Source organism: Nocardia sp. NBC_01730, from assembly GCF_035920445.1.
Classification (GTDB): Bacteria; Actinomycetota; Actinomycetes; order Mycobacteriales; family Mycobacteriaceae; genus Nocardia.
In genome coordinates, this window is sequence record NZ_CP109162.1 from 4,601,261 (window position 1) to 4,614,173 (window position 12,913).

The 12,913-nt window shown below is 68.3% G+C and carries 11 protein-coding genes; 6 read left to right on the forward strand and 5 right to left on the reverse strand.

Annotated features, from left to right (window positions below):
* Nucleotides 1–105 precede the first annotated feature (105 nt).
* Nucleotides 106–1,464, reverse strand: coding sequence for a cation:dicarboxylate symporter family transporter (locus OHB12_RS18530; RefSeq protein WP_327109862.1), 1,359 nt, complete (start codon nt 1,462–1,464; stop codon nt 106–108).
* A 123-nt stretch (nt 1,465–1,587) separates the two neighbouring features.
* Here OHB12_RS18530 and OHB12_RS18535 point away from each other — a divergent pair, with 123 nt between their 5' ends.
* On the forward strand, nt 1,588–3,162 hold the full coding sequence (locus OHB12_RS18535; protein ID WP_327109863.1) for a sensor histidine kinase: 1,575 nt from the start codon (nt 1,588–1,590) through the stop codon (nt 3,160–3,162).
* Between the two features lie 73 nt (nt 3,163–3,235).
* Entirely contained in the window at nt 3,236–3,943 is a 708-nt protein-coding gene (locus OHB12_RS18540; protein ID WP_327109864.1) for a response regulator, read from the forward strand.
* 12 nt (nt 3,944–3,955) lie between these two features.
* Here OHB12_RS18540 and OHB12_RS18545 read toward each other — a convergent pair whose 3' ends face one another.
* The 3 genes from OHB12_RS18545 to OHB12_RS18555 form a co-directional block, all read right to left on the reverse strand.
* A complete protein-coding gene (locus OHB12_RS18545; RefSeq protein WP_327109865.1) occupies nt 3,956–5,263 on the reverse strand; it encodes a cytochrome P450 in 1,308 nt (435 codons plus the stop codon).
* A gap of 137 nt (nt 5,264–5,400) precedes the next feature.
* The gene (locus OHB12_RS18550; RefSeq protein ID WP_327109866.1) at nt 5,401–6,123 is read right to left on the reverse strand and encodes a TIGR03089 family protein; all 723 of its coding nucleotides are present in this window, start codon (nt 6,121–6,123) and stop codon (nt 5,401–5,403) included.
* A gap of 3 nt (nt 6,124–6,126) precedes the next feature.
* Nucleotides 6,127–7,551, reverse strand: coding sequence for an LCP family protein (locus tag OHB12_RS18555; protein ID WP_327121229.1), 1,425 nt, complete (start codon nt 7,549–7,551; stop codon nt 6,127–6,129).
* 244 nt (nt 7,552–7,795) lie between these two features.
* Between OHB12_RS18555 and rfbD the strand changes: the two genes are divergently transcribed.
* From rfbD to OHB12_RS18575, 4 genes are all read left to right on the forward strand, one after another.
* Nucleotides 7,796–8,665 (forward strand): dTDP-4-dehydrorhamnose reductase, encoded by an 870-nt coding sequence (rfbD, locus tag OHB12_RS18560; RefSeq protein WP_327109867.1) that lies wholly within the window; start codon nt 7,796–7,798, stop codon nt 8,663–8,665.
* Nucleotides 8,666–8,739: 74 nt separating this feature from the next.
* Complete coding sequence (locus OHB12_RS18565) at nt 8,740–9,603, forward strand: glycosyltransferase family 2 protein (protein WP_327121231.1); 864 nt, start codon at nt 8,740–8,742, stop codon at nt 9,601–9,603.
* Between the two features lie 46 nt (nt 9,604–9,649).
* Entirely contained in the window at nt 9,650–10,729 is a 1,080-nt protein-coding gene (locus OHB12_RS18570) for an NDP-sugar synthase (protein WP_327109868.1), read from the forward strand.
* Between the two features lie 114 nt (nt 10,730–10,843).
* Nucleotides 10,844–11,233 carry a hypothetical protein gene (locus OHB12_RS18575; RefSeq protein WP_327109869.1) on the forward strand — a complete coding sequence of 130 codons (390 nt, stop codon included), beginning with the start codon at nt 10,844–10,846 and terminating at the stop codon, nt 11,231–11,233.
* 54 nt (nt 11,234–11,287) lie between these two features.
* Here the strand turns inward: OHB12_RS18575 and OHB12_RS18580 are convergent, their stop codons facing one another.
* Nucleotides 11,288–12,886 carry a carboxylesterase/lipase family protein gene (locus OHB12_RS18580; RefSeq protein ID WP_327109870.1) on the reverse strand — a complete coding sequence of 533 codons (1,599 nt, stop codon included), beginning with the start codon at nt 12,884–12,886 and terminating at the stop codon, nt 11,288–11,290.
* Nucleotides 12,887–12,913: the final 27 nt, after the last annotated feature.

The following is a 12,913-nucleotide window of genomic DNA, read 5'->3' on the forward strand; positions in this document are numbered from 1 at the left end:
CCGGCAGCACCCAGCACTACCTTCACCCGGAGAAGTGGGCAGACTGCCCCGGAACGCGACGAAGGGCCCGCAGATCCTGCGGGCCCTTCGTCGTTCACCGTGCGGCTAAGCCGTAACCAGGTTCTTGGTTTCGGGTTGCCGCGGCGGCGGTGGCGTCCCGTGGTCGTCGTCGACCATGGTCCGCTCGTCGAAGGGCAGCTTGCGATCGAGCACGTCCTTCACCCGGTCCACGTTGATGGTCTTGGTCCAGGTGCCGATCAGCACCGTGGCGACCGCGTTGCCGGAGAAGTTGGTCAGCGCGCGTGCCTCGGACATGAAGCGGTCGATGCCGACGATCAGACCGACACCGTCGAGCAGTTCGGGCCGATGACTCTGCAACCCGCCTGCCAGCGTCGCGAGACCGGCGCCCGTGACGCCCGCCGCGCCCTTGGACGCGATGATCATGAACAGCAGCAGGCCGACCTGCTCGGCGAGGGCGAGCGGTTTGCCCATCGCGTCGGCGATGAAGATCGACGCCATGGTCAGGTAGATGGCGGTGCCGTCCAGGTTGAACGAATACCCGGTCGGCACGACCACACCCACCGTGGTGCGCTCCACTCCCATGTGGTCCATCTTCGCGATCAGACGCGGCAGCGCGGACTCCGACGACGAGGTCGCGACGATCAGCAGGTACTCCCGCGCCAAGTAGCGGACCAGCTTGAGGATGGACACCCGCGACACCGCCCACAGCAGCACGCCGAGCACACCGAAGACGAACACCAGGCAGGTCAGGTAGAACGCGGCCATCAGCGTCGCCAGCTTCACCACCGCGTCGAGCCCGGTCTTGCCGACCACGTTCGCGATCGCGCCGAACGCGCCGATCGGCGCCAGCCACAGGATCATCGCCAGGATCCGGAACACGAGCTTCTGAATGATCGCCACCGCGCGCAGCACCGGCTCCCCCGTCTTGCCCATGGCCTGCACCGCGAAACCGACCAGCAGCGCGACGAACAGTGCCTGCAGCACGTTGCCCGCGGTGAGCGAGGACAACAGCGTCGTCGGGACGATGCCCTGGATGAACTCCCAGGTACCACCCGCGCTATGCGCCGTGTTGGCTAGATCGTGACCGGCTTTGACCGACTTGGTGACGTTCAGGCCGGTACCCGGCTGCAGCAGATTGCCGACCACGATGCCGATACCGAGGGCGATGGTCGACATGATCAGGAAGTATCCGATGGCCAGACCGCCGACCTTGCCGACGGTGGCGGCCGCGCGCACCGAGCCGATGCCGAGCACGATGGTGCAGAAGATGACGGGTGCGATCATCATCTTGATCAGGTTGACGAAGATGGTTCCCAGCGGGGCGAACGACTGCCCGACATCGGGCGCCAGCCAGCCGACGAGGACGCCCCCGACCACCGCCAGGATGACGGCGAAATATAGCCAATGGGTGCGGTCGTGCCGCGTTGTAATGGGGTCGCTCATCGCGATGGGTTCCCTTCGAGTGGTACCGAAGTGAGGTGTCTCATGCACCCCAGGCAGAATGATGACTGGCCGGAGTGATCCGGGTCACTGTTTGGTGCATTACGTTCAGCGAAGGAAAAGCTTGTGAGACGTGGTCGGCTATCCCTGGCCGGTCAGGCATTCGCCCTCCAGTTGGTCGTGCTCGCGATGATGATCGCCATCGGCGCGGTGCTGGCGGTCTTGGACGCCAGGCACGACAGCGACGTCACCACCACCCGTGAGGTCATCGACGTCGCGGTGACTGTCTCGGACGCGCCGTCCACCGTCGCCGCACTCCGTACCGTCGATCCGACGGCGCTGCTGCAGCCGGTCACCGAGGAGGTCCGGCGCGAGACGGGCATGGACTTCATCGTGGTCATGGCGCCGGATCGGACCCGCTACACACACACCAACCCAGCGAACATCGGGCTGCCTTTCAGCGGCAATATCGATCGCGCGCTGGCGGGCGAGACGTTCACCGAGACCTTCACCGGCACTCTCGGCCCTTCCATCCGTGCGGTCACTCCCATCTACGACGACGGGCGCGTCGTCGGTCTGGTCTCCGCCGGAGTGACCCGCGCGAAGATCGGCGACCAGGTCGCCACCCAGGTACCGGTGATCCTCGGCGTGGCGAGCGCGGGTCTCGCGGTGTCGGGAGCGGGCTCGTTTCTGCTGAGCCGTCGACTGCGGCGGCAGACCCACGGCCTCGCGCCCGACGAACTGCGGGTGATGTACGAGCACCACGACGCCGTGCTGCACTCCATCCACGAGGGTCTTGTGGTGTTCGGGCCGTCCGGCGAGCACGCGGAGGTGGTCAACGACGAGGCGCGCAGGCTGCTCGACCTCCCCGCCGGCAAGATCCGGCGCAGCCACCTTCCGCTCTCGCTGCAGGGGATGAGCTGGGGTGTCGTGCGGGACGAGATGCACGTGACCTCCGATCGGATCCTGCTGGTCAACCAGGACATCGTGACGTGGGAGGGCCGGTCGATCGGCACTGTGATGACGATCCGCGACCACACCGAACTGCGTGCGGTGATGGGCGAACTCGATACCGTGCGCAGCTTCGCGCAGTCGCTGCAGGCGCAAGCGCACGAGTCCGCCAACCGGCTGCACACCGTCGTCACCATGGTCGAGCTGGGCCGCCACCGGGAAGCCGTGGAGTTCGCCACCTCGGAACTCGAACTGTCTCAGGCGCTGATCGACCGGCTGCTCGCCGCGGTCGGTGCGCCCGCGCTCGCCGCACTGCTGCTCGGCAAGGTGAACCAGGCGACCGAGCGGGGCATCGAACTGACCATCACCGAGGACACCGCACTCGACTCGGTGGACCCGTTGTCGCCGCACGAAACCGTCACGCTGGTCGGCAATCTCATCGACAACGCGATCGACGCCGCAGCGGGAAGTGCGTCCGGATGGGTGGAGGTCACCATGCGATATCAGGACGCCGACGCAGCGCATCGCAATTCGGTGCTCTTCGTCCGGGTCGCCGACAGCGGTCCCGGCATGTCGGCGGAAAAGTTCGCGCGCGCTTCCCAGCGTGGCTATTCGACCAAAGCGGACCATCACGGGCTCGGTCTCGCACTGGTCCACCGTCTGGTGGCCCGCTACGGGGGAACCATTCGCACCGAACGGGATCCCGAAAGCGCGGTAACCGTGACGATTCCACGGAAGGACACAGCATGAGCGGTCAGGCCCGGAGACGGCAGCGAAGCGTGACCACGAAGAGCCCCGCACATGCCAGAAAGGACACGGCACGATGATCCGAGTGCTCATCGTCGAGGACGAGCCACTCATCGCCGAGGCGCACCGCGCCTACGTGGAGCGCATCGCCGGGTTCACCCCCGTCGGCGTCGCGCATACCGGACGCGAGGCGATGCGTGCGGCGGCCGATGCCGCCGCCGAGGGCACGCCGGTCGATTTGGTGCTCATGGACATCGGCCTGCCGGACGCGAGCGGCCTCGATGTCGCCGCCGCGCTGACCGGCCTTGCGCCGCGCCCGGACGTCATCGCCATCACCTCCGCGCGCGACCTCGCCCTAGTGCGTACCGCCGTGTCGCACGGCGTCGTGCTGTATCTGCTGAAGCCGTTCACCTTCGCCGCGTTCCGCGACAAGCTGGACCGCTACCGGGAATTCCGCACCGCTCTCCCCGCGGGCGAGTCCGCCATCTCCCAGCACGACATCGACCGGGCGCTGAGCGCGCTGCGCACCTCCGACCAGCGCGCCGCCACCCCGAAGGGCGTCGCGCCCCAGACGCTGGACGAGATCTCCCGCGCCGTGCGCGCCGCCGAGACCCAAGGCATGACGGCCGCCGACACCGCGACCTCGATCGGGGTTTCTCGCATCACCGCGTGGCGCTACCTGGAGAAGCTGGCCGACGACGGCCTGGTCGTCCGGCGCTCGGACTACGGGAGGGCGGGTCGCCCGAAAACCCGCTACGTCTGGAAGAGCGCGTCCACCGGCTGATCGGTGCTCCGGTCACACCGCGGTCGGTTCCGGCGCCGTCGCGCGGCGTCCGAGCCGGACCGGCATCCGCTCGTAGCCGTGCAGCGTGAACAGCTTGCGGCGTTGCGGCGTACCGTCCAGCCGCAGGTCGGGGAACCGGTCGAACAGGGCTTGTAGCGCGTAGACGCCTTCCATCCTGGCCAGGCTGGCGCCGAGGCAGACGTGTACGCCGCTGCTGAACGAGAGGTGGTCCTTGGCGTTCTCGCGCCCGACGTCGAAGCGCTCGGGGTCGGGGAAGACCGCGGCGTCACGGTTGGCGCCCGCCAGCGACAGCACCACCGTGTTGCCCTTGCGTACCCGCACACCCTCGATCTCCACGTCGGTCAACGCGGTCCGTGCCGTGGTCTGCACCGGGGAGTCGATGCGCAGGATCTCCTCGACGGCGTTCGGCCACAGCTCCGGCTCGGTGCGCAGCCGTTCCAGCTGATCGGGATGGGCGAGCAGCTGCACGACGCCGTTGCCGATGAGGTTGACCGTCGTCTCGAAACCCGCCCCCATGAGCAGGCTCGCGGAGGCCTTCAGCGCGTTGTCGTCCAGCTCGCCCGCGGTGACCAGGCTGCTGAGGATGTCTTCGCCCGGCTCGCGGCGCAATCGCTGGATATGCCGGTCGAGGTAGTCGTTCATCACCTCCATGGACCGCAGCGCCCTGCGGTGCACCCGCCACGAGATGCCGAGGTCGAGCAGTGGCGTCATCCGATCGCCCCAGTCGAGGAACATCGCCTTGTCCTTGTCGGGAAAGCCGAGCATTTCGGAGATGATGGCGATCGGCACCTGCGCGGCGAACGACTCGATCAGGTCGGCCGATCCGTCCGAGGGCAACTCGTTCAGCAATTCCGCGGTGACGGACTCGACCCGGTCGCGCAGCCTGCGGATGGCGCGCGGCGTGAACGCCGAGGCGACCGGCTTGCGCATCAGGGTGTGCTCCGGCGGATCGATCACCAGCATCGACGGCGGTTCGACCGGGTTCGGGGGCAGCGGGAAGCGCTCGGCGAGCTTCTGCATCGGCTTGGGGATGTCGAAGCTCTCGGTGGTGCGCACACCGAATCTGTTGTCGCGCAGGATCGCACGACACAGCTCGTGGTCGAAGGTCGCCCACGAGATCGAAGTGCGGATGAGCTTGCCCTTGCCGCGCAGCTGCTCGATCAGCGGGTAGGGGTCGGCGCAGCCGGTCGGCCCGCCGACCAGCTCGGCGAACGGGTCACCGCGGCGAGCCTGCGCACGCAGGACGAGACGCGGCGCGCCCTGAACCGACAACCAGCGGAACCAATACCGCGGCTTCATATGTCCTCGACCCCCATCGTTGTACGATCGACTCCACCGTACGGAATCCGGCCGAGTTGTGGAACATCCCCTGGTCGGACTCCGGCCTATACCGCGGTAGGAGCAGGCAAACGCTCGCTCGCGATGCCGGGTCCTACTCATCCGCGCTGCGCGGTCACCCGTTCCGACGCAATCCGCCGGTCACGCAGCTCCGGATCGGGATTGACCACCTGCACCAGCGAGGCACCCGCGGCGAGCACCGCGACGTACCCGTCGATCAGCTCCGCAGGGGTCTCCCACGGCGTGCTCGACAGGACCCGGTCGCCCTCGGAGAAGCCTTGCCGCATGGCCGATTTCCTCGCCTCGGCGAGCACCTCCGCGACCGGCATACCGTCCAGCGCGACACCTGCCCCGCGGGGCAGGAATTGGTCGCCGTGCACACGCACCGCGGTGGCGAAATCGGTGATCCCGACGGGTAGGTCGCGCACCGGGGCGCCCATCGTGTCGAGCGACAGCGCGGCGACCTCGCCGACGCCGTCGGCATCGTCCAGGCGGTCGGGGGTCACCAGGGCCAGGTCGGCGTCCTCGTCCGGGCGCAGCACCACCTCGGTGCCCGCCCACCAGCAGCCGAGCAGCACCGCGGCGGTCTGCCAGTGCGCGGGCAGCAGCACGGCGACCCTGGCGCCGGGGCTCAGGCCGAACTCGTCTCGAATCAAATTGGCGGTCTTGGCCGCCCAGTTCGCCAGCGTCAGACCGGACAGCTCGATCCGCGCGCCGGTAGCGTCGTCGTAGTAGGTGACGCGCGGGCCCGCGGGTTCGCGGGCAAGGATCGGATCGAGTACCGCTTCGGTGAGGGTGTGGGCCTGGTCGATGTCACGCATGGTTCAATTCACGCATTTCGGTCCGTTCTGGCCTGCGTCGATCGGTGGGGCGGGCGGCACGGGCGTGGCGGAGGTCGACGTTCCGGAGAAGTCGAACACACTGCTGGCCGCCGAGCCCGGACCAGAATAGTCGCTCGCCAGCACGACGCTCACCGAACCCGCCGCCAGTGTCGAATCAGCGACGACCGACAGCCCGCCAAGCGCCTTCGCCACCGCCTTGGCCTTCGGGTCCGCGGCGTCCGCGGCGAGCACCCGGCTGCTCGTGACGCTCCGGCCGGTGTAGTTGGTCACCGTGCCTTCCCGAAAACCCTTGGCGTCCAGCGCCTGCGCCACTTGAGCCGCGAGTCCTCCGACGCCGCCCGCGTTGTAGACGCTGACGGTCACCGTCGCCGGGTCGACCCCGAGATCGGAGTTCTGCGCGGATTCGCCGTCGGCGACCAGCGCGGCGACGTAGGTCTTGACCGCCTTGGGATCCACCTTCACCACCGACTCGCCATTGCGGGTCTCACCGTTGAGATCCTTGACGGGGATCGTCTCGAACTTCACCTCCCCGCCGGACAGATCCTCGAGCTGCTGCAAGAACGCGACCACATCCCAGGCGTCGTCCAGCACGACCGTCCGCCCCACCGCGTCGCTGAGCTGTTTCAGTCTGCCCGGATTCCGCAGCGTCTTCGCGCTGAGTACCTGCCGCACCAGCTGCGCCATGAACACCTGCTGGCGCACGATGCGATCGAGGTCGCCGCGCAACAGATCGTGTCGCTGGCGTACAAAGCTCAGCGCCTGCGGACCGTCCAGGCGCTGGCGGCCCGCGGGGAAGTCGGCGCCGGACATCCATTCGTCGACCGGCCGGTTCAGGCACACCTCGACGCCACCGACGGCATCGGTGAGCAGCACGAAGCCCAGCAGACTCACTTCGGCGTAGTGGTCGACGGTGATGCCGGTCAGGTTGGCCACGGTTTTGATCAGCGCCTGTCTGCCCGCCTTCGTGGACTGCTGCTCCGCGTCGGCGTCCGAGACGCCCTCGTCGAGCAACTTCGTCTGCTGCGTCGCCTTGGTCACGCCGTAGGCCGAGTTGATCTTGCCCATGCCGATACCGGGAATGTCGACATAGGAGTCGCGCGGAAGGGAGATGGCGGTCGCGGAGCGGCCGTCGTTCGGTACCCGCAGCAGCACGATGGTGTCGGTGTTGGTGCCGACCTCGTCGCCCGCGTGCAGCATGGCACGCTCTCCGACCGACAGCGGGTTACCGTGCGCGTCGGCGCGACTGTCCACGCCGACGAGCAGGATGTCCACCGCGCCGTCGCGGCCACCGCCGAGACCGAGGTCGCCGATGCGCTCGATGTCCGCGATCAGCGAGTCGACACTGCGCCAGGCGAAACCGGTGAGCACGAGCACAATCACGGAGGCGACCGCGACGACCAGACGCAGTGGCCCGAACGACTGCGCGCCTGCCCCGGCCGACCGCGACGGGATCGATGTGCCCCTCCGCTGCGACAACTCTGCATCCTCCTGCCGAAAGTTGGTGTCCTCGCGTCGCTTGCGCAATTGCCCCCGTCACCCCGGTTCCCACCCTGCCCCGCCCGGTCCGGGAAGCCCCGATACTCCAAGGCTAACGAACGGTTACCGGGAAGGACCTCAACCACCGGTATGACGGCGTGCCAGACTTGCGCCCGTGACCGCCCCAACCGCGCCCGACTCCGCCGTATCCACACACCTCGTTGTCACCGGGGCGCGCGGGCAGGTGGGCCGGGAACTGCTGCGTCTCGCTCCGGCTGCCCGCGGCTATGGACGCGCCGAACTGGACATCACCGATCCGTCCGCGGTACGCGCGGTGCTCGCACCGGGTGACGTGGTGCTGAACTGCGCCGCGTACACCGCCGTCGACCGCGCCGAAACCGAAATCGAGGCGGCGTACGTGGGAAACGAGACGGGACCCGCCGTGCTCGCCGCCGCCTGCGCCGACCTCGGCGCCCGCCTGATCCATCTGTCCACCGACTACGTCTTTCCAGGTACCCACGATCGGCCGTACGACACCACCGATCCGACCGGTCCCGCAACCGTCTACGGCAAGTCCAAGCTTGCGGGCGAACAGGCGTTGCTCGCGCGATGCCCTGACGCGCACGTGGTGCGCACCGCGTGGGTATACGCCGGGCGCGGCGGCGATTTCGTCGCGACAATGCTGCGTCTCGAACGGGAACGTGACACCGTCGACGTGGTCGACGACCAGCTCGGCTCGCCCACCTACGCCGCCGACTTGGCCGCGGCCCTGCTGGAATTGGCGGGGCGACCGGACGCGCCACGTGTGCTGCACGCCACCAATGCCGGGCAGGCCAGTTGGTTCGAACTCGCGCGCGCGGTGTTCGCCGGGGTCGGCGCCGACCAAGGGCGCGTCCGCCCGTGTGACTCGTCCGCACATCCGAGACCCGCACGGCGCCCGGCATATTCGGTGCTGTCGCCTCGTTCCTGGAACGAGGCCGGGCTGACCCCGCTGCGCGATTGGCGGACGGCACTGGAGGACGCGCTGGTGCGGGTGTCCGACTAGGGTTGGCAACTGTGAGTGAGCGCAGCGAGCGAACCGAAGACACAGCAGCTTCTGATTCCGTCACCCCCACGGGCGTGGCCGTCGTCACGGTGACCTATTCGCCGGGTGAGCACCTAGAGCACTTCATCACCACCCTGGCCGCGGCCACTACCGAGAAACCACAGGTGATCCTCGCCGACAACGGGTCTGTGGACGGCGTGCCGGAGCTGGTCGCCGAGGCCAATTCGCACGTGCGGCTGCTGCGTACCGGCGGCAACATCGGTTACGGCGGCGCGATCAACCGGGCGGTCGCGGAGATCGATCCGGACATCGAGTTCGTCGTGATCTCCAATCCGGACATCCGCTGGAGCACCGATTCCATCGACAAGCTGCTCGCCGCCGCCAAGCGCTGGCCACGAGCCGGCGCGCTCGGGCCGATGGTGCGGGAGCCGGACGGCAGCGTGTACCCATCCGCCCGCCGGGTGCCCGGGCTGCTCGACGGCGCGGGGCACGCGATCCTCGGCACGGTGTGGAAGTCCAATCCGTGGAGCCGCCGGTACCGGCAGGAGAACGAGGAGATCTCCGAGCGGGCCGTCGGCTGGCTGTCCGGGTCGTGCCTGCTGGTGCGGCGCGCGGCCTTCGACTCGATCGACGGTTTCGACTCGCGCTACTTCATGTATATGGAAGACGTCGACTTCGGCGACCGCATGGGCAAGGCGGGCTGGCACAACGTGTTCGTGCCGGACGCCGAGGTCACCCACGCCAAGGGCCACGCGGCGGGCCGCCATCCCGAGGTGATGCTGCCCGCGCACCACGCCAGCGCCTACCGTTTCCAGGCTGACCGGCATCCGCACTGGTGGCAGGCGCCGTTGCGGCTGGCGTTGCGGGCCGGACTTGCGGTGCGCTCGCGGATTGCGGTTCGATCTGCCCTGCGCCAACAGGCGCAGAGCGCCGGGTAACCGGCGCATGAGCGAATAACGACCCACTGTGAACAGGGGAAGCTTGATGGCAGGAAATGCGGGCACCGACGCCGTGATTTTGGTCGGCGGCCAGGGGACGCGGCTGCGTCCGCTGACCCTTTCGGCACCCAAGCCGATGCTGCCGACGGCGGGGCTGCCGTTCCTGACCCATCTGCTCGCCCGCATCGCGGAGGCCGGGATCACGCATGTGGTGCTGGGCACCTCGTTCAAGGCGGAGGTGTTCGAGGAGCACTTCGGCGACGGGGCCGATCTCGGGCTGGAGCTCGAGTACGTCACCGAGACCGAGCCGCTCGGCACCGGCGGCGGCATCCGGAACGTGCTCGCCAAGCTGCGCGCGGACAACGTGATGGTGTTCAACGGTGACGTACTCGGCGGCACCGACCTCGGCTCGGTGCTGGACACGCACGAGTCGACCAACGCCGACGTCACGCTGCACCTGGTCCGGGTGAGCGATCCGCGCGCGTTCGGCTGTGTGCCGACCGACGAGAACGGCCGGGTCACCGCGTTCCTGGAGAAGACCCAGGACCCGCCGACCGACCAGATCAACGCCGGGTGCTACGTCTTCCGCCGCGAATACATCGAGAAGATCCCGGCCGGACGTCCGGTCTCGGTGGAGCGCGAGGTGTTCCCGTCGCTGCTAGCAGAGGGCGCCCGCGTCCAGGGCCACGTCGATGCCTCGTACTGGCGCGATATGGGCACCCCCGAGGACTTCGTCCGCGGCTCCGCGGACCTGGTGCGTGGTATCGCACCCTCGCCCGCCCTGCCTGGTCAGCGCGGCGAATCGCTGGTCCATCCTGGTGCGGGCGTCGCGCCAGGAGCGTTGCTCATCGGCGGCACGGTCGTCGGTCGCGGCGCCGAGATCGGCGCGGGCGCGCGGCTGGACGGCGCGGTCGTCTTCGACGGCGCCGTGATCGAAGCGGGCGCCACGGTCGAACGCACCATCATCGGCTTCGGTGCGCGCATCGGCCCCCGCGCGCTCGTTCGCGACGGCGTCATCGGCGACGGCGCGAACATCGGTGCGCGGTGTGAGCTGCTGCGCGGGGCGCGAGTCTGGCCCGGCGTCGTTATTCCCGACGGCGGCATCCGCTTCTCGACGGACGTCTAGCCCATCACCTTTCACGGTATCGAGTTGCCAGAACTGGGTTATGAACGGTGAATGATGCTCTGAGCTACGGTGATACGGCTTTTAGTCGCAGTTCCTCAGAGGACAAGGATGCGGATGAACATCAACACCGAACTCCTCGCGCGGATCGCCGCGCTCACCGCGATGGCCGGCGCCGCGCTTCTGATCGGTGCGGGCACCGCCGCCGCCGACGACTGGCCCACGGACGGCGGGGGCGCGTTCGAGGTTTATGAGACCAAGAATTTCGCCGTCCCGAGCGACCCCGACTACTGGAATCCACTTTCCGACCGGAACCGGTTGACCTCACCGTTCGGCACGAGCACCCGCATCGTGTGCACCAGTTTCCATGGCGTCCAACAGGGTTGCTGGCAAGCAGACCTCGACGGCAACCCACACAAGCTCAACACGGCCCCCCTCGACATGCCCTATGCCGGCTCCAGCAAAACTGGCAACTTCGGGCCCCGTCATTACGTCTACCCGGGCTGATTCCACCAGGCTCGCAAGGGGCGCGGCGGCGCTGGTCACGGTCGCGGCAGCGTCCTAACTGAACCCCACTGCCTGTTCGCCCCAGGCGCTGTGCAATTCGCGGTCAGGGTCGTCGACAACTCGGTCGGCGGTGTCGATGACCAGGGTGGTTCGGGCGGCCAGGCGGTAGGGGGGCCAGTGTTTGGAGCCGTCGAGGGCAGCGGGAACGCTGTGTGCCGCAAAGGCCAGCCAGCGGCGCATCATGCGACCGGACACTTCCATGGCCACCTTGCGTCCGCCGAGCCAGAACGTCGGGTCGTGGTTGAAGGTGCCGAAATTACCGAACACGTACGGTAATTCGGTGGCGTGCCCCGCGCCGACCCGAGCCGCCCGCAACATGGGCGTCGCATAGTCGAAGCGGTACATCCAGGTCGGTGAGTGCTGGGCGTGCGCGTCGGCCACCCAGTGCGCGGGCATCCGGAAGGCAGCGTCGGTGGACATGGCCATCGCGCCGCGGGTTTTGGTGAGATCCGGGTAGGCCGACGTGATTTCGGCGATCCGCTCCGGCGACATCTCCGGGTGGTTGGCCGCGACGTCACGAAGCATCGCGTTCACCGCGTCCGGGGTCACCGGCATGATCGGCGAGCGGAACACCCGGAACAGCGACGCCTCGTCCTTATTGGTGCCGATGATCAGCGGCACCTGGTGCGAGCGCCCGTGCTGGAACCGGTCGATCGGGTAGGTCGGCAGCAGGTCGCCGTCGACCACCGGCGCGGCGGCCAGCCTGCCCGGCTCCTTCAGCGGGATCTCGTCGAGCAGCACGCCCGCTGCCGCGACGATCCGGTCGAGGGGGCATTCCAACAGTTCCTTGGCGCGCGACGCGGGCAGCTCCATCAGCTCCAGGAAGCGCCGCGCCACCGTCGCCGCCCGCTCCTGCCCGAACACCGTGGTCGCGGGTGGACTCTGTGCGATCGCCTTGTGGAACAGGCCGGTGGCACGTGGCGAGGTCAGCAGCGCGGTGACGCAGCCGGCGCCGGACGACTCGCCGAACAGCGTGACATTGCCGGGGTCGCCGCCGAACGCGGCGATGTTGTCGCGCACCCACTCCAGCGCGGCGATCTGGTCGTGCAGGCCGAGGTTGGGCACGAAGTCGTCGCCGAGCGAGGACAGGTCGAGGAAGCCGAGCGCGCCGAGCCGGTAGTTCACCGCGACCACCACGACGTCGCCGGTCGCGGCCAGCTTGCGCCCGTCGTAGATCTCCTGCGCGGCGGTGCCGAGGCAGTACGCACCGCCGTGCAGCCAGACCATGACCGGCCGAGACTCGCCGGTTTCCACGCTGTGCACCGGGGCGCCGATGTCGTGCTGCGGCGACCAGACGTTCAGCCAGAGACAGTCCTCGCCGATCTTCAGGTGCGAATCGACCGGCACCATGTTGCCCATCGTCTGCGGGGCGATCCGGCCGAAGGCGGTGCAGTCGCGCACTCCCGCCCAGGACGGTGGCGGCTGCGGCGGCGCGAATCGGGCGGTTCCGGTCGGGGCGGCCGCGTAGGGAATACTGCGCCAGACGCGAACCGATCCTTGGTGCACGCCGCGCACGTCACCGTACGACGTGCGGACGATCGGCTCGGCAAGGTCATCGGGACCGGGCGCCATCTCGAAGAACTGAGCGCTCATCTCAGACCTCCTCATACTTCTCTCTCG

Coding starts and splice junctions, on each gene's coding strand:
- OHB12_RS18530 (WP_327109862.1), bottom strand. CDS start 1,464: ATGAGCGACCCCATTACAACGCGGCACGACCGCACCCATTGGCTATAT.
- OHB12_RS18540 (WP_327109864.1), top strand. CDS start 3,236: ATGATCCGAGTGCTCATCGTCGAGGACGAGCCACTCATCGCCGAGGCG.
- OHB12_RS18545 (WP_327109865.1), bottom strand. CDS start 5,263: ATGAAGCCGCGGTATTGGTTCCGCTGGTTGTCGGTTCAGGGCGCGCCG.
- OHB12_RS18550 (WP_327109866.1), bottom strand. CDS start 6,123: ATGCGTGACATCGACCAGGCCCACACCCTCACCGAAGCGGTACTCGAT.
- OHB12_RS18570 (WP_327109868.1), top strand. CDS start 9,650: ATGGCAGGAAATGCGGGCACCGACGCCGTGATTTTGGTCGGCGGCCAG.
- OHB12_RS18575 (WP_327109869.1), top strand. CDS start 10,844: ATGAACATCAACACCGAACTCCTCGCGCGGATCGCCGCGCTCACCGCG.
- OHB12_RS18580 (WP_327109870.1), bottom strand. CDS start 12,886: ATGAGCGCTCAGTTCTTCGAGATGGCGCCCGGTCCCGATGACCTTGCC.